Genomic DNA, 16,577 nt, shown 5'->3' on the forward strand with positions numbered 1-16,577 from the left:
CCCCCTCTGCCCCTCTGCCCCTCTGCTCCCTACTGTATAAGCCAATTAGAAAAAAGCCTACGTAGTTTATTCAAGCCATGCTGCGGCTGAGCGAGATAAAGGGTTGTATGGTAAACAAAGCTAACTATGCCGCGATCGTCTGCCCAACGAGCGTGCAATTCCTGCAAATCCACAAGCAGTTGCCGATGTGCTACTCCCTCTTGAGGGACAAATGATTTACTGAGCGCGTAACCGATTGTTCCCACCAAATCTAACTCGTGCTTGTAAGTAAAAGTATGGCGGCGGACGCGCCCGAAATGCGAACTTGACATCAAGATCCGACCGACTGAGTTTTGCGGCTGAGGCGTTGGCAGTTCGCTCATTGATGCTTTCACGAGGCGATCGAACTCTACAGAAAATTCGTCATCTGCTGCTCGTTGATTCCAAACGATCGCCAGTCGTCCCGATGGTTTGAGAATGCGGTGAAACTCTGCTAGGGTTGGCTGAGGATTAAACCAGTGAAAAGCCTGAAAGGATGTAATCAGATCGACAGATGCGTTTGGGAGATGAGTTTGTTCGGCGCTAGCATCGCAGAATTTTACCAAGGGATGATTTTGGGCAGCGGTTCGCATTGAAGTATTCGGCTCGATCGCCCAGACGTGGATACCGCGCTCTGCTAGCAACCGCGAGGCTATACCTGTGCCAGCTCCGACATCTGCTGCTGCTAGCTGCGATGGTTCGCCCAGTTCTTTCAAAATGGTATCGATGACGTTGGGTGGGTAAGTCGGTCGATACTTGGCATAATCTACTCCGCGCTCGGAAAATGCGCTGAGTGGGTCGATCTCGTAATATGCTGAATTATTTGCAATCGTCATGAAATTGCTTAGTTTGTAAAAATGTAGTTGTATTTGTTGTTCGCTACTGGACGTGCAACAACTGCTCGTTGCCTATGGCGATCGCATCTAGTTTCATCACATGTTTAATCCGATCTGCCAGTCGCATTGCTAAAGCAACAATAGTCAGAGTTGGATTGGCAGCACCCCCAGTAGGAAAAACAGAACTGCCTGCGACGAACAAATTAGCAATGCCATGAATACAGCAGTTTTCATCGACCACACCTTGCATGGGATCGACGTGCATCCGCGTTGTTCCCATGTGATGCATTCCACCGTAGTACTTGGGTTTAGTACGTCCGGTCAGTTCGCGCCATGACTGAAACTGACCGAGATCGGCTTGAGCAATTTCTTCTCTAAGGATTTCTTCTACCTGCAAGTTGCTCTGAATTTCTAGCTCGCTCGAATGCCAGCGGATGTGTTGTATTCTCCTGAGTCCCAGGCGATCGCGTTCCTCGCCTAGCGTGACTCGAATGTCTGGATTCGGTATTTGCTCCGTAGCCGCCCAAACTTCAAACGCACCAAATCTTTTTTCATCATTTTGAAAATACGACCAACCGCCCTCGCTAATGGTATAGGGCGTTTCCTCAATTTTAAAAGTGCGTCTATAAATATGAGACTTAATTTCATCTATACCATCAATTGCTGCTTGCAAATGCGATCGCGCCTCTGGTAATTTACCCCGTCGTATTGATGAGAGAAAAGTTTTCAATGACTTAACAGCGGGTGACTCATATGCTAACGACCTAGGGACGAGAATTAGGCTTGTGTTTAATAACTGCTGCTGGCGCATCACTGCGTCTGTCAGACTCAGTTTGCCCATAACTAAAATGTTATTTGCCCAGCGGAGATCGTATAGTGCGGTTGAATTAAATAACTGTCGATCTTTCGGTCGAAACACGCCAATTTGAAAAATTGGATGTTCCATAAAAAATCGACCAACTAGATCGTTTTGGTTGCCTAATCCAACATTTTGAGTCTTGTTTGACAGCAGCAACAAGCGAGCATTTTCAATTCCACCTGTGGCAAGAATAAAGATTTTGGCGACTACCCAAAATTGATTTCCCGACAAACAAGCGACTCGAACGCGAGTTATCGCTTTAGCCGTATCGTTAGTTTCAATCTCGACAACATTCGCATTGAGATAAGTTGTAATGTTTGGCGATCGCGCAATTTCACTTTTGAGTTCGTGCGTGAAGACGTTGCGCGGTCCAAACTGATACATGGTCGTTTCAAGCCGCTCTTCAGCTAAAGGTAGCCGTGGAGTGCGATCGTCTTCCCAATCTGCCGCATGGTAAGCGAAGGGTCGCAGTCGGCACAGGTGTTGAGCGCGTTCGTAAAACGGATCGAGGTGAGATTTGTCAAACGACCAGCCACTATATGGCAACCAATCTCGCTGTTCAAAATCGATTTTGTCTAGCGGCAACAGTCTGACGCTGTAGTGGTTTTCTCCGGTGCGATCTCTCCAGCGGTTAGCAGTACCACCAAATTGACGACAGCGAGACCTGTCAAGCTTTTGTTTAATTTCTTCAACTATCCTGCCCTGGGAGAGAGACTGCGTGGCTTCATCCAGCTCGGTTCCCCCGCTTTCGAGCAAACAAACGCGAAAGTTCTGCGAGCGAAATTCATGTGCCAGCGTAGTTCCAGCGGGACCAGTACCGATGATGCAAACTTCGCTCTCAATAACTGTGTTTTCTGGTAATGTCCTAGCATCAACAAACATAATTAATTTGGCGAATCAAATTCGCGGCTACACAGACAAGACCTAATACATTTACGTCGCCAGACCAAAGATCTTGGCGATCCCCCAACCCCCTTCAAAAGGGGGCAAGAGTTCTTTGGGGACAAGACCAAAGATCTTGGCGATCCCCCAACCCACTTCAAAAGGGGACAAGAGTTCCCCCCTTAAAAGGGGGGTTAGGGGGGATCTAGTCTTTACTGAAAAGTATTAGGGTTGAATATCTTTTAATTGCTGGGGCTGGGTACGAGATTTGACTCTGCTAGACTACTGCGCAGTTTCACGACACGGGCAGGCACGCCCAAAGCGATCGCGCCTTCCGGTATGTCTTGCGTCACAACTGCACCAGCACCAATGACAGCACCCTTACCAATGCGTACCCCATCTAGCACGATGACCCCAAAGCCTAACCAGACATCATCTTCGATCGCGATGCCTCCTTTGGTCTGTAAAGGTTGCTTCGCGATCGGCAGATCTGGCGCAATCGCGTGATCGTAGGGATAGAAAGCACAGTTAGGGGCAATCAAGACATTACTACCGATTTGAATCGCTGACTTGTAGGCTGAAAACTGGCAGCGGGGCTGAACGGATGTATTGTCTCCGATTTGCAAACTGCCACCATTCCCTGTCTGAATGCAAGTATCCTGATGCAGGCGCACCCGATCGCCTAACTGAACTGAACCACTATTGCGATCCTCAAAAATTAAAACGCGATCGCTAATAAAAACGTTAGCGCCGAGTTTTAATTGGGAGTGATACACGGTGGCACTAGGCGCAATATATCCTTTTGAGTTGTATTGAGCTAAACGACGACGCTCGTAGTAGGGTGGAATGAACCAGGTAGCAAGCCAAGTAGTAAATCGCCCAAAATAGCCTAATCCAGCAAATTTCATCCAAAAGCGCGACCAGATAGTTACGAGAAAGCTGAGTAATTTATCTGGTTGTCTTATTTTGCCAATTTGAGTCCAGATATTTTGAGTTAAACTGCGATCCATATATTCAGTCACAACTATTACTCTTTTGAATACGTTCGGGTGCAAGTGGAGAATTATTTAAGACTTGAGTGTCAAGTAAGTCTAAGATTTCACTATCTATCTCGGCATCAAATTTTCTGGCAAAATGAAAATTACCGTTAGTGACGATCGGGTAGTCTGTAACAGTTAGCAATCTAGCATAACCACCAAGTTCTAAAGGATAGTCATGATAACGCTTGTCGTCATTACAAAGATTGAACTGCTGACTATTAACTAATACGGTCTGAATCAGAGATTCTTCAGGACCGATCGTTTTTTTGTAATACTTCAAAATGTCGGGATGTTGGTTCAAATAGTCGAGTAAAAATTTGACACAGGCTCTTGAGAGGGTATTCCAGTACCATCCTCGATAACATGTAAAATCTCGACCGAACGGAGTTTTTGTTTTCAGTCCGACCATAGAATATCGCCATTTTACAATCAGCGGCGTGTAGTGTTGAATTTTTCCAGAATACTTTCTTAACAGCCAGTTAATTGATTCTGGAACCCGCACGTACTGATTAAAAAATCGCTGAATGCTCTTCTCATTCCAAGCGGATTTTTCTGCTAGCGGATCGTAATAGCGAATAAAGCCGTCGTATTCAGTTTGAGCCAGAAAATTTTCAGTTTTAGATATGGGTTGAGTAGGATAGTCTTGACCGGAAAGACAGATCAACCAATCAAAATCAGGAACGCGATCGAACAACCAATTAATTGCATCTAAATAAATTTCTAGGATTGAGAAATTACCTCTTTGAACCAGTTTATTTCTTTCGATAATTTCGACACCTGAATAATTGCCTAAATCTTTTATAGCTAAATTAGATACGCTAAAGTCATGATTGACTAAAACTAGAGAGTTAGGACTTTGTTTTTTAATCACCCGAATCAAACGAGATATTTGCTGCGGGTTTTTGTGACTTTGAATAAAGTAGCAAACCTTCATTTTTCTGCATGTTTAAATAGATGAACGATGCAGACTACTCCCCTGATGGAAGTATAAATGACTTCACATGTTTGATAATTTGGATTATTTTTATTGCAGGCGTAAAAGCATTTAAAAACATTAGACAAGAGAAATGAACCCCTTTTGCAAAGGGGTTATGAGAGCGAAGATTCGATCGGTCAGAAACTAGAGCGCTAGAACTTGATATTTGATACAACCTTGCAATCGTCCCCAGCGCCGACCGAAGTGCGCTATCCATCTAACACGGTTTTGCTGAGAAAAAATCTGCGGGCATTGCTTTAATATACGCCACCAAGCCTTTAAGCCTACTTTCCAAGAAAGCTTAGGCATACCTAGCGCTTTGTATTTTTTGTACAGGAGAACATTGTACTCTCCTGCAAGGCGCGCCTGACGGTAGATAGCCCTGATGCGATCGCGCAAGCGGTAGTGAACGACTGCCTCTGGGACAAAATGGAGCTTTGTCCCAGCAAGCTGTACCCTCCAGCAGTAGTCAGTGTCTTGAACTTTGAGCATAGTTTCATCAAATCCACTAACAGCTTCATGGATCGAGCGCTTGATGCCAAGGTTACTACTAGAAGCATGGGGTAGAAAAGGGGGATGGCTAGTTAGCAATTTATCTACCTGAGTCAGAGGGCGATACGTGAGCATCCAAGGTTCGTTGAGCTTATTGTACTCGCGTTTGCCAGCTACAAAATCATGCTGGGAGAGTGCTTCGCCTATAGCCGCTACCCATCCAGCAGCTACCTCATCATCGGCATCGCAAAACGCCAATGCCTCACCCGCAGCCACAGACGCACCAACATTTCTAGCATGTGCCGCACCTTGCCGAGCGGATGAGTCTACAATCTGTAAGTTAGGTAATCTTTCCTGATATTGCTCGGCGATCGCAACTGTTTCATCTGTCGAACCGTTATCGGAAATAATAATTTCCCAAGGTTGATACCACTGTTGGGTTGTCAGTGCTTCAAGTTGACCGGAAATAGTGCCAGCTTCGTTGTGACAAGGAATGATTACACTTAGTTTCATAACTCTTTTTAGATGCACCCAGTTTGCGTTTGACGTTTAATCTTGTGCTAGGCGACTTTAAATAGCGATTCTCATTAGATCGCCATAAATCGTAGGGGCGCACAGCTGTGCGCCCCTACTCGCGGATCTCATCCTATGGAATAAGTCGCCAGGACACAACAGCGGGTCGAGCAAGTTAGCCGATCGCTCCTGCTGTGGCTTCAGCACGACTCATCTGCTCTTGAATTCGATCTGCTAGCCGAATGGCTAGAGCCACAATCGTGAGTGTAGGATTGGAGAGTCCGCTGGTGGGGAAAACGGAACTACCAGCGATATATAAATTGTGAATTCCATGCACTTGACAATGCTCGTCAACCACACCTTCCCTGGGATTGTGACTCATGCGAGTTGTGCCGATGTGGTGGTATGAACCGCGCAGCGATCGCCAGGAAGCGTCATCGTCCCCCATTTCAATTTGCATTTTGCCAAGTCCAGACCGCTCGAATTCTGCCGCAATTAATTGCTGCGATCGCTTAATCGTATACTTGTCAATCGGACTCAAACGCCAGTCTAACTGGACGCGATTCATCCCTAATTTATCGCGATCGCGGCTGAGGGTAATTCGGCTATCGGGATTCGGTGCTTGTTCCCCAATTAAGTGAGTTTCGCACAATTGCGGCTGTTTCGAGGAGCCTTTTTTCAGCAACTTCTGATAGGCTTTAGCCGCAATCCGATCGACATTGGCGATCGCCGTCGTCAGATCTTGGATTAAAGTCGTGTCATTGCTGTGCTTGTTACCTTCCTTAATGCTGGGGAAATACTTCCGCCTGTGTTCCTTATGTTCCTGAAGCTTGGGAAAAGCTTGATGTCCGACTGCGCGCGGTTTACCTAACTGCTTCAATCGCGTCACCGCTCGTACCCATTCTTCCTCATAAGGTATCAGTCTCGCGGCAAAGTTGAGCATTTGCTCGCGCTCTTGCACTTCTTTCGATAGTCCTAGAGCCGTCGCCACAGATGTCTCGTCAATCTGACAATTTCTGCCCGTGTATAGGGGGATTTGACGGGAAGGCTGTAGTTTTCCAGAAATGAGATAGGGATGCTCCATGAAGAATCTGCCCACCAAATCGTACTGGTTGCCGACTCCACCACCTTGCACCCGGTTGGAAGCTAGGAGCAAGCGGGGATTTTCAATTCCACCCGCTGCTAGCACGAAGACTTTTGCTGCTACCGAGAACTGTTTGCCATCAGAGCTTGCCACCCGCAGCCGCGTCACGGCTTGAGCGCCTTCGTTGGTTTCAATCTCCAGCACGTTGGCATGGAGATAGGTGGTGATATTACTTGCCTGCTCGATTTGGGCGCGATACGCTTCGCCAAAGCGTAAGTGGGTTGATGGAATAATTTGCCACAGATAAGTAGCCAGCTCGTCTGTCGAAAATGGCACTTGTCGCCGTTGCTGTTGCGCCAATCCCTCTTGCCAATAGTCTAAATCGTATTCAAACGGACCCAAATGACAAGCAGTTTGCGCCCGTTCGTAGTAGGGGTCTAGCTCCGCTTTCGGAAAACACCAACCGCTATAGGGCATCCAGGGACGATGCTCAAAATCAATTTCATCCATCGGACGACTCCAACCGCCCCACAAATTCGTCGAACCGCCGAAATAGCGCCCCCGCGCTTCTTTCAAGGGAAAATAAGCTAGACCTGTATTCTCGCCCGCATACAGCGATTGAATCTGTTCCTCATAGTCAAATCCGCCACTTTCAAGCAAACAAACTTGTTCGGGGCGATCGCGCAACTCTCGTGCGAGCGTAATTCCTGCCGCACCAGCACCAATAATACAAATGTCTGTTTCTACCAGACTTTCTGCTGGTAATTTCAAAGCATCAACTAACATGATTACTCCTAGTCAATTCTGCTATATCTAATGCGGCATCTAAGCTAGCTCTTAATTTCTCGGTCAAGCCTGCGACATGAGGTTCTTTGAGCATAGAGCCGTGATGACCGGAAACGTCGTGGCTTTCCAATTCTCCGACGAGATTCCCCCAGCCGTATTGCGGATCTCGGTCGTACCAATCATCGGGTGTGGGAAAATCTCGTCCCATGTAGTACCAACCCATCGGGGGTTCGCTAGCGCGAAACAAAGTTACCTGACCTGGGTAAACTTGCGGTACGTAAGCTTTTACTGCACGCCTGATACAAATTCCTATATATCTTCTTTTCCGTTCGTAGGGCCAGTCCAGCCACTGAATTCTGAATAATTGATATAGCCGACAAACATTTTTGTTGTATACTCTCAGCCATGCACTTCTGAGCATTTTTAAAGGATATTTGGCTCCCAGTCGGAAAAGGTTGCGCCAGTGACGCGCCAGTCTTTCTGGAACTGATACTGGTGGGAAACTACCAGGTACAAAGGTATCAAACAAGCCTAAAAAAGCGACTTGCTCGCCTTCTGCGTGCAACTGCTGGGCGATCTCATACGCCACCAAGCCTCCAGAAGAAAAGCCGCCTACAAAGTAAGGTCCTTCTGGCTGGACGGTACGCATTTCTTGAATGTAGAAAGCCGCCATCTCTTCAATTCGATCTAGGGCTGCTTCTTTGCCATCGACTCCGCGTGCTTGCAATCCATAAAAAGGTCGATCCGTTCCCAAATGGTTAGCTAATTCGTTAAACACAAGCACGTTTGCGCCATTACCATGAACGCAAAAGAAGGGTGGTTTCGAGCCATTTGGTTGAATTGGCACGAGCGAAGACCAAGATGGTGATGTTGTTTCACCTAGAACGCTTGCTAGTTGTTCCACCGTGGGAGACTGGAGCAACGTAGAGAGGGAAAGACTTTTGCCAAATGTTTGCTCGATTTGAGCGAATAAACGGACGGCGAGTAGCGAATCTCCCCCAATCTCAAAAAAATTGTCTCTGATGCTGATGGGCGTAATTTCTAAAAGCTGTTCCCAGATCTCGACCAGTTGAGTTTGGGTAGAATTCTGGGGTGCTACATAGTCTGCTTCTAAATTGGATTGGTCTAATCGAACTGTTTGGGCAGAATGGCTCATAAGAAAAGATGAGAATTGTGGAAACTGCTTAGCTTCACGTCGATGGAACGCGACTGCGGCAAAAGAGATCCCCTCTAGCCCCCCTTAAAAAGGGGGGAACAAAGCCCCCCTGACTTAGAAGGAATGCCCCACTTAATCAGACAAGAACAAAGCCCCCTGACTTAGAAGGAATGCCCCACTTAATCAGACAAGAACAAAGCCCCCCTTTTTAAGGGGGGTTGGGGGGATCTTCTGCGGCGTAGACGCTTAATTTCGACGTTTGAAAATATTACCCAACGATTTGAGTACGCCACCGCTTGTATCGTTACTAGGCACTGATGTTGTAGCGACTAAAGGAATTGGTTTAGCGATCGCCGGGACAGTATTGCCTTTTTTCAGCGCGGCTTCGTTGGCTGCTTCATCGCGCAAAACTCGCTTCAACACTTTGCCTGTGGGGTTTTTGGGAATGGAATCGACAAATTTAATCGCTTTTGGCATTTTGTAAGCTGCCATTCTCTCGGCGCAGAAAGCAATCATCTGTTTTTCGGTGACGTTGCTATCTGGTTTCAGAATGATGTTGGCTTTGACAATTTCGCTTTTTTCTAAATCGGGAACGCCATAGACAGCAACTTCGGCAACTGCTGGATGTTCGTAGATCACGTTTTCGACTTCAGTGGGATACACCTTAAATCCAGCTACGTTGATCATGTCCTTAGAGCGATCGACGATGTAAAAGAAGCCGTCTTCATCCATGTGTCCGATATCGCCAGTGTAAAACCAACCATTTTTGATCGTTTCGGCGGTTTCAAATGGACGATTCCAATAACCGAGCATGACGTTTGGTCCCCGAATTGCGATCTCGCCTACCTCCCCTGGCTCGACTTCTTTGCCATTGTTGACGACTTTCATTTCCACATTTTCGATCGCCGTCCCAACTGACCCAGGTTTGTAGATATAGTCGTGGTTGTAGCTGGCGCAGGGAGATGTTTCGGTTAAACCGTAGCCTTGATGAATGACCAACCCGTACTTGTCGTACCACTTCTGAGCAACTTCCGTTGGCAGGGGTGCGGCGGCGGAAAAGTAAAACCGCACGGACTTGAGTTGGTCTTTAGGCAGATCCATATTCAGCAGCACCAGGAAAACTGTCGGCACGCCGAAAAACATAGTAATTTGTTCGTCAGTGACAGATTTCAGGATTTGCGTCAAGTCGAAATTACGGTGTAATACCAGCGTGGCACAGGCATTAAGTCCGGCATTCAGGACGGCATTTTGCCCGAAACAATGGAATAGGGGCAGATAAAGTAAGATCCGCTCCTCAGCCTGCATTCCACAACAATGTTGCTGCGAGTAGCTGTTGGAAATTAAATTGCCATGAGACAGGGTAGCCCCTTTAGGAAACCCTGTCGTTCCCGAAGTATAGACGATCGCCGCCGGAGCGTAGCGATCCATTTCTACCCCACGGGCGCTGGGTGAAGCATTCGCCATCAGTTCGGCGAGGCTAGTTCCCTCAGTGGCTGTACCTTCAGCAATCAGAACGTGTTTGAGCTGCGGTAAGTCTTGTTGGGGAATATTTTTCACCAGATCTGCTGTCGTCACCACAGCCTTAGCACCGCAGTCGTCGAGGATAAACTTGACTTCACTGCTTTTGAGCATGGCATTGAGCGAAACGGCGATCGCGCCCAGTTTCAAAATGCCCAAATAGGAGATGATAAATTCGGGAATGTTGGGCAAAAACAAGGCAATGCGATCGCTGCGGTGAACGCCTAAATCCCGCAACCCGTTGGCAACGCGATTAGCTAGCCGATCTAATTCAGCATAAGTAAAAGTCGTGCCTTCAAAAATCAGTGCAGGTTTATTGGGAAATAAATGACAACCGCGTTCTATATGCTGTGTGATGTTCATGGCATTGGCATACTTATAGGGCTGTTGCATGAGATCCCCAACCCCCTTAAAAAGGAGCATTCATTCCCCCCCTTAAAAAGGGGGGCTAGGGGGGATCTCTTCTGTCGTAGTCAAACAGAAAATTGGTCTTACTTCAAACTAGACAAAACACTTTGCATTGCTGCCACAATCCGACCGCCAGATGCAATATCAGCGGCAATGCGAGCAATATGATCGTCTAGCGGTTGCTCGTTATCGTTGCGGATGTAGGGACGATCTGCTGAAGGTGGAACGCCAACGACCTCGCGCACGGCTAGGTACAACTCTCTAGTTGTAGGTGAAACGCACTCGCTTGCGTCGTAATGTTCTGCGATTAATTTTGTCCGCAAGTCAACAGCTTGGACTCCAAACATCAGTGCCACTGCCATATATTGTTGGAAGATCTCAATCGATCGCCGTGCTAAATTGGCGGAAGCAAATCCTTGGCTGTTGATATTTTGGTTGAATTGTTCGGCGTGGGTGGGGTAGCGATCGGCGATCGAATTGCCATAGAACGACAGTATGGGCATGATCGAGTTACCCGTGATTTGCAGTGCCTTCAATCCCATATTGACGCTGCGCTCTCTGTTGCCAACTAAAGACGGTGACAGTCCGTGGTTAAATTCTGGAGCGACCAAAAGCGCAATTTGGACATCGAGATGCTTGGCTAACATCCCCATGTGGTAGCGCAGGCGATCCATTCCCATGCCTACGTACTGTCCGAGGAAGTTGCCACCGTGGTAGCTAGCTTGTTGCTCGGCATCGATTAGGGGATTGTCAGTCACCGAGTTCATTTCTTGCTCGATTTGAGTCGTAATCTCCGCCAAACCATCGACAATGGGACCCATGTACTGGGGCAAGCAACGCAGGGAATAACGGTCTTGGATCGGATCTCCACCGCGATAGTCATGCGTACCATTCAACTCATCGCGGATTAACAGCGAACCCACCAAAAGATCGAGCATTTGACTAGCTGCCCACTTTTGCCCAGGGTGCGGTTTGCGCTCGTGGATAAATGGGTGGAATGATTGATTCGTGCCATGTAAGCCTTGAATCGCAAGTGCGTGCGCCCCCATTGACAGTGCGAGGAGAACTCTTGCGTCGTAAACGCAATTTGCTGCGATTCCCGTCATTACCGAAGTCCCGTTCATCATTGCCAGCCCTTCTTTAGGTAGGAGTGGCAATGGTTGTAGTCCCAGTCGATTTAGAGCCGTGGGAGCATCGACTTCTTCCCCGTTGAAGTCAACTTTATAACAGGTATCGAGTCCAGTAATTGCACCAGTGATGTATGCCAAAGGCGTGAGGTCGCCACTTGCCCCAATCGAACCAAATTCATGGACGTGTGGCGTGACATCGGCATTCAGAAAAGCTTCCACGCGCCGGATCAGTTCGAGCCGAATCGCTGACGCACCGTACATATGGGAATTAGCCCGCAAGAGCATCGCCGCCCGCACATCTGGTTTCGACAACTTTTGTCCCGCGCCTGCCTTGTGATACCAAATCAAATTATTTTGCAACAGTTGAGCAGATTCCGGCGAGATTACGACATTCGCCATTCCACCAAAACCAGATGTCACGCCGTAAATTGGCGCTCCCGATGCCACTGCATCAGCAATGTAGTCGCACGATGCCTGAATGCCTTGCAAAACATCTTCGCGATCGCTCAAGCGCACCTTTGCGCTATGCCGTGCCACGCTCACGACATCATCTATGGTCAGGCTATTGTCACCGACAACAACAGTCTTGTTTGGATCGTTAACCAGAAGTGTCTTGTTTGTTTGTAAATCAGCTACGTTCATGTAGAAGTTCTCTGTAGAGGACAAAATCAAGTCGTCAGTCGCAAGCTATAATTCGCAATTAAATTCAAGTGCGTTTGGCTGATTTAACCAATCGCGCTGTCTCCGTTTAAACCAATACGCTTCCGATAGGACGATCCCCCCTAGCCCCCCTTAAAAAGGGGGGAATTGTAGCCTCCCTCACAAGGAGGAAATCGTAGCCCCCCTAACAAGAGGGAAATCGTAGCTCCCCGATCTTCGGGGGGTTGGGGAGATCTTCACCTGTGCGAAATTTAGAAATGCAAAAAAGGCGCGAAACATCGCGCCTTCATACAGCTCATATTGAAAATTGTTCGAGTCGTGTTGAGGATGGAACTATTATCTGACTATCTGACCGAGCAGCTCATTTCCGAAAAGTAACAATACTTCTAACTCACTAGGACTGTTAAACTGCACTCTCGGTGTCGTTTCTAACAACCCACAATGCCATGCACTGGGATAAGTAAACTAGTAAATTGTATATTTTACTTATAACGAAAAGTACTGCGATTGTCAAACAATTATTCCTGAAACAGACTCACTGGGAAGATCGTTCATGCGGTTGGATGCTCGATTGGTTGTGACAATACGTATTTTTCTGGGTATTTTTCGGGATCGTTCGGGGATGAATCGATCGCGGTAGCACCCGTAGTATTGTTTAAGGAAAATATACCGTGAGTGTAGTCCCACACTAGAGCGATCGCAAAGATCGTAATTATCAGTAAAAACCCCACTAGCAGTAAAATCAATAACATTATTACGCCCTTTCAGCAAAAATTATGCAACTGAATATACGCAAACAGATCGTCACCATAGATACTGTATTGTTTTTTACGATCGAACTTAGTAAAGACTTAATAAAGATGTCGATGAAAAAAGTTTTCTAATTGCGCTAGTAGCAAAGGAGAATCAAAATTTTTCCCGTGTCCGCCGCCTTTCACAATTTCTAACGACACCTCCACCCCCGCCTGCTGTAGCGCCTCAAACAATAATTGACTTTGATTGAGCGGCACTATAAAGTCATCATCTGCATGGAAAATCGCGAAAGGGGGAGCATCTTCATTGACATAAGCGATCGGGTTTGCCTGCATTGCTTTTTCCTGATTTTCCTCCACAATTCCGCCGATCAGCAATGCTTCGGGAGCATCAACCGCGCTATGAGAGATCTGCCGAGGAAAATCATTTATGCGGGTGAAATCCGTAGGAGCAAACCAGTCGCACACAGCTTGGACGCAGCTAGAAAAATTCTCCCAGCCCCCCTCGCCTTCCAATTCTTCAACGCTGCCAGTTGTCCCCAAAAGCGCCGCTAAATGACCGCCAGCCGACTGACCCCAAACCCCAATGCGATCGCGATTTAGATGCAATTCTTTCGCATGAGCGCGCAAAAAACGCACAGCACATTTACAATCTTCAATTTGGGCTGGGAAGATAGCTTCATGACTCAAGCGATACTCAATGCTAGCGCACAAATATCCTTGGCGGGCAAAGGGAAGTAACAGTTCGATTCCTTGCTCTTTATTTCCTTCCATCCACGCTCCACCATGTATCCATACCAGACCAGGCATGGGCATTTCAGGTAAGATTTTAGAGTGGAGAATGTCCATTTTCAGGGCGCGTTGTCTACCCCGAGTAAACACGATGTCCCGCCGATGAATTAAATCATGAGGAATTTTAGTTTTCTTGAGTTTGTGGAGTCGTATGGGCGCATAGCTATGCGCCCGTACCAGAGTCGGGAGTCGGAAATTGCTTATTAAGTTAGCTTTTAGATAATTCATCAGTAGTAGGGTAGGTAATGTCCACCTTACGCTTATTAACTGTGTTTCCGGTTGGGCATCACCCATATCTAATACTTCAATTTCAACGCTTAAATTTTACTGACTATATATTTTCAACTTTGCCAAGTCAAACAATATTAGTTTGAATAATATTAATTCATCGAATTGGTAGATGCAGCCCGTGAAAGTGAGCCATCTCAATAATAGTCTTTATGCGCTACTGAGTAATCTTTTACTCAATCGCGCGGAGCAATATCTGTGTATCTAGCGTTGGCATCTCCAACCCTAACTTCATCAAAATAAAGTTCTCTTTCGCTAACGGTTGATTTTTCTGGGTGGTTTTTCCAATCACCCTTATATATTCCAATCTTGAGATATGGTCCCCTCGCATCATTATAATTATTTAAACCATTTCTTCTCACAACTAATTTGCCATCTTGCCAAACCTTCAATAGACCATTTGAACCACTAGACCACTTAACATGAAATACGAAGTCTGTCCACCTTCCGGTTTGGTAAAGACCTAAATCTACTACCTCTTTACCTTCTGGAACTACTGTAACTCGTTTTGAGTCCCATTTTCTGTTTAAAATGAATTTACCATCTTTTGTACTGAGAGAAAGAGCTGGAGATTTCCAAGTTTCACCTAAGTTTTTATCTGGTAGATCGTGCCATTGAGCGATAATTTCACTAGATGGGTCTTGATGATAGTTAGCAGGTAAGAAAACACTAAAACCGTACCATATTTCTGAATCTGGCGGAACTTCTCCCAGCCTCAATTCCGCACGCTTCACACCATCAATACGAGTGTCTTCTTTTTTCAAAAGAAACTTAACAGCTTGTTTTCCGGCGCGTACGGGAGAGTTCACAAGCTGAGCTGAGTATTCGTAGCGAAATTCTGCTCCCCACTCAGAAAATCCCGATTCAAAATCACTCAGAAAAACTAGAGTATCGCTGTTGACTTTGCTACTGAAAGGAATTAACCAAACTGACATGAAGACTAAAAGTAACGTAGTGGCTGAACTTAAAGTTATAAAATCTAGCCACTTTCGATATGGTTTATACTTATTTTGAGACATTCTCTAACCTCTAAATGATTGCAAGTGGAATGACTCCACTTTTTCAATGGATTAGTAGAAATGCTGAGGTGATTTAACATAATTCCTCCCCTGATTTGTAATCGTAGGTTCAAATGCGATTAGACGAGAACGGAATTTAAGTTTCTAATTTCCTGAATTGTAGATAGGAGATCGGCTTCGTGTTGGCTTCTACTTTCTACATGGTCGGGATAAAAGAATTGTTGTACTATGTCGCTACCAAAGCCCAGAGTACAACGGGTATCTAAAACAAATTCCAGCGTTAAACAAGCAGAGCTAAACGTAAAAACTCTAAGACTTCGCAGATTTGATAAGTCTGTGTTTAAGAAAACCTCCATGAAGATTAATTCAAATGGAAGATAAAACAAAAAGTCTTCAGCTAGCAGAATTACATCTGCATAAAGATCGCTAAGATTAGACTTTAATTGCAGTAACTTCTCTCTAGAATTTCTAGGGTGTGGTTTAATTAAGAGAACTTCATCAGGGCGAATTCCTTTAGTTACCAAAAACTCTCGATAGGCAGCGATTTCATTCTCTGTGGATATTCTGCCCGACTCAGAAAAATTACTCGTGAGTAAAATTGACGTAGGAGCAGTTTGAATGCGATCGCATAGGTTTTCGATATAGCTAATATCGATAAACTCAGATAGTTTGGCGCTTAACTTTTGAAAAGTTTCTCGGTAAACATCCCTGTCAAGAATAATCGTTGGAATTGCCGGTTCTTGTCCAAAAGCAAATGGAAGCGAGAAATAACCAATGTCTAGCTTTTGTTCGCTCAGCGATCGCTTGCGAGGGAGAAATTCTCTGAGTTTATCCTTTGACAACTTATAGATAAAGTCTAGATAATTACGCGAATCTCTCAATAAATTAGCTTTAGGGAAAGCCGATTGTGCCGTGTAAACTCCAATGCCGTTACCGTAGCAAATCTTTTCGGCATCTTGATAGAGATTCATCACCAACTGGTCTTCAAAGTCGTATTCGTGCGCTAGAAATATTTCATCAAAATGCTGACTCCCTATTAATGCATGAACCAAGTCAGTCACTTTAGATAAACCAGACTGCTTCACTTTTTGGGAAATTGCTTGTTTTTGCTCCAAGGGCATATAAGCAACTTTTTTCCAAGTGCAAATCGACCGAGCCATTTTTTCAATCAAAGCAGCAAATTCCTCACTTTGTCCTTGGGGAGCAAATAGAGGAGTAATTAGCAAGTAGTTTTCGTACTGCAAATTTTGGTCTTGTCGTGCCTTTTCTCGATAATTCATGACTGACAAAACCGTGACGAGTTGAATGCTGCCAAAGCAAACGACAAGCCGCTTAATTATTTTTGATGTTGACATACTTTATTTCTAT

13 protein-coding genes are annotated in these 16,577 nt (G+C 45.9%); all 13 read right to left on the bottom strand.

Features of this window, described 5'->3' with window-relative positions:
• Positions 1 to 29: 29 nt before the first annotated feature.
• Positions 30 to 854, bottom strand: coding sequence for a class I SAM-dependent methyltransferase (locus H6G17_RS08015; RefSeq protein WP_192155927.1), 825 nt, complete (start codon positions 852 to 854; stop codon positions 30 to 32).
• 43 nt (positions 855 to 897) lie between these two features.
• Positions 898 to 2,595, bottom strand: a complete 1,698-nt coding sequence (locus H6G17_RS08020; protein WP_192155929.1) for a GMC family oxidoreductase — start codon at positions 2,593 to 2,595, stop codon at positions 898 to 900.
• Between the two features lie 242 nt (positions 2,596 to 2,837).
• Complete coding sequence (locus H6G17_RS33965) at positions 2,838 to 3,605, bottom strand: DapH/DapD/GlmU-related protein (RefSeq protein WP_192156124.1); 768 nt, start codon at positions 3,603 to 3,605, stop codon at positions 2,838 to 2,840.
• A gap of 4 nt (positions 3,606 to 3,609) precedes the next feature.
• A complete protein-coding gene (locus tag H6G17_RS08030) occupies positions 3,610 to 4,569 on the bottom strand; it encodes a beta-1,6-N-acetylglucosaminyltransferase (RefSeq protein ID WP_192155932.1) in 960 nt (319 codons plus the stop codon).
• A 186-nt stretch (positions 4,570 to 4,755) separates the two neighbouring features.
• Positions 4,756 to 5,616 (bottom strand): glycosyltransferase, encoded by an 861-nt coding sequence (locus H6G17_RS08035; RefSeq protein ID WP_192155934.1) that lies wholly within the window; start codon positions 5,614 to 5,616, stop codon positions 4,756 to 4,758.
• A gap of 175 nt (positions 5,617 to 5,791) precedes the next feature.
• On the bottom strand, positions 5,792 to 7,486 hold the full coding sequence (locus H6G17_RS08040; RefSeq protein ID WP_192155935.1) for a GMC family oxidoreductase: 1,695 nt from the start codon (positions 7,484 to 7,486) through the stop codon (positions 5,792 to 5,794).
• Complete coding sequence (locus H6G17_RS08045; protein WP_192155937.1) at positions 7,476 to 8,642, bottom strand: thioesterase domain-containing protein; 1,167 nt, start codon at positions 8,640 to 8,642, stop codon at positions 7,476 to 7,478. Before H6G17_RS08045 ends, H6G17_RS08040 begins: the two co-directional genes overlap by 11 nt.
• 246 nt (positions 8,643 to 8,888) lie before the next feature.
• Positions 8,889 to 10,523, bottom strand: coding sequence for a long-chain fatty acid--CoA ligase (locus H6G17_RS08050; RefSeq protein ID WP_192156126.1), 1,635 nt, complete (start codon positions 10,521 to 10,523; stop codon positions 8,889 to 8,891).
• Between the two features lie 128 nt (positions 10,524 to 10,651).
• Positions 10,652 to 12,340 carry an aromatic amino acid ammonia-lyase gene (locus H6G17_RS08055; protein ID WP_192155939.1) on the bottom strand — a complete coding sequence of 563 codons (1,689 nt, stop codon included), beginning with the start codon at positions 12,338 to 12,340 and terminating at the stop codon, positions 10,652 to 10,654.
• A 569-nt stretch (positions 12,341 to 12,909) separates the two neighbouring features.
• Positions 12,910 to 13,110, bottom strand: coding sequence for a hypothetical protein (locus tag H6G17_RS08060; RefSeq protein WP_192155941.1), 201 nt, complete (start codon positions 13,108 to 13,110; stop codon positions 12,910 to 12,912).
• A gap of 99 nt (positions 13,111 to 13,209) precedes the next feature.
• On the bottom strand, positions 13,210 to 14,196 hold the full coding sequence (locus H6G17_RS08065) for an alpha/beta hydrolase (RefSeq protein WP_199316588.1): 987 nt from the start codon (positions 14,194 to 14,196) through the stop codon (positions 13,210 to 13,212).
• 170 nt (positions 14,197 to 14,366) lie between these two features.
• Positions 14,367 to 15,209 (bottom strand): polysaccharide lyase, encoded by an 843-nt coding sequence (locus H6G17_RS08070; protein ID WP_192155946.1) that lies wholly within the window; start codon positions 15,207 to 15,209, stop codon positions 14,367 to 14,369.
• Positions 15,210 to 15,328: 119 nt separating this feature from the next.
• Entirely contained in the window at positions 15,329 to 16,564 is a 1,236-nt protein-coding gene (locus H6G17_RS08075; RefSeq protein ID WP_192155948.1) for a polysialyltransferase family glycosyltransferase, read from the bottom strand.
• Between the last annotated feature and the right edge of the window lie 13 nt (positions 16,565 to 16,577).

Source organism: Chroococcidiopsis sp. [FACHB-1243] (assembly GCF_014696895.1).
Classification (GTDB): Bacteria; Cyanobacteriota; Cyanobacteriia; order Cyanobacteriales; family Chroococcidiopsidaceae; genus Chroococcidiopsis.

Bases quoted from the DNA above. Each gene is read 5' to 3' on its own strand.
- H6G17_RS08015 (WP_192155927.1), bottom strand. From the start codon at position 854: ATGACGATTGCAAATAATTCAGCATATTACGAGATCGACCCACTCAGC.
- H6G17_RS08020 (WP_192155929.1), bottom strand. From the start codon at position 2,595: ATGTTTGTTGATGCTAGGACATTACCAGAAAACACAGTTATTGAGAGC.
- H6G17_RS33965 (WP_192156124.1), bottom strand. From the start codon at position 3,605: ATGGATCGCAGTTTAACTCAAAATATCTGGACTCAAATTGGCAAAATA.
- H6G17_RS08030 (WP_192155932.1), bottom strand. From the start codon at position 4,569: ATGAAGGTTTGCTACTTTATTCAAAGTCACAAAAACCCGCAGCAAATA.
- H6G17_RS08035 (WP_192155934.1), bottom strand. From the start codon at position 5,616: ATGAAACTAAGTGTAATCATTCCTTGTCACAACGAAGCTGGCACTATT.
- H6G17_RS08040 (WP_192155935.1), bottom strand. From the start codon at position 7,486: ATGTTAGTTGATGCTTTGAAATTACCAGCAGAAAGTCTGGTAGAAACA.
- H6G17_RS08045 (WP_192155937.1), bottom strand. From the start codon at position 8,642: ATGAGCCATTCTGCCCAAACAGTTCGATTAGACCAATCCAATTTAGAA.
- H6G17_RS08050 (WP_192156126.1), bottom strand. From the start codon at position 10,523: ATGAACATCACACAGCATATAGAACGCGGTTGTCATTTATTTCCCAAT.
- H6G17_RS08055 (WP_192155939.1), bottom strand. From the start codon at position 12,340: ATGAACGTAGCTGATTTACAAACAAACAAGACACTTCTGGTTAACGAT.
- H6G17_RS08060 (WP_192155941.1), bottom strand. From the start codon at position 13,110: ATGTTATTGATTTTACTGCTAGTGGGGTTTTTACTGATAATTACGATC.
- H6G17_RS08065 (WP_199316588.1), bottom strand. From the start codon at position 14,196: ATGGGTGATGCCCAACCGGAAACACAGTTAATAAGCGTAAGGTGGACA.
- H6G17_RS08070 (WP_192155946.1), bottom strand. From the start codon at position 15,209: ATGTCTCAAAATAAGTATAAACCATATCGAAAGTGGCTAGATTTTATA.
- H6G17_RS08075 (WP_192155948.1), bottom strand. From the start codon at position 16,564: ATGTCAACATCAAAAATAATTAAGCGGCTTGTCGTTTGCTTTGGCAGC.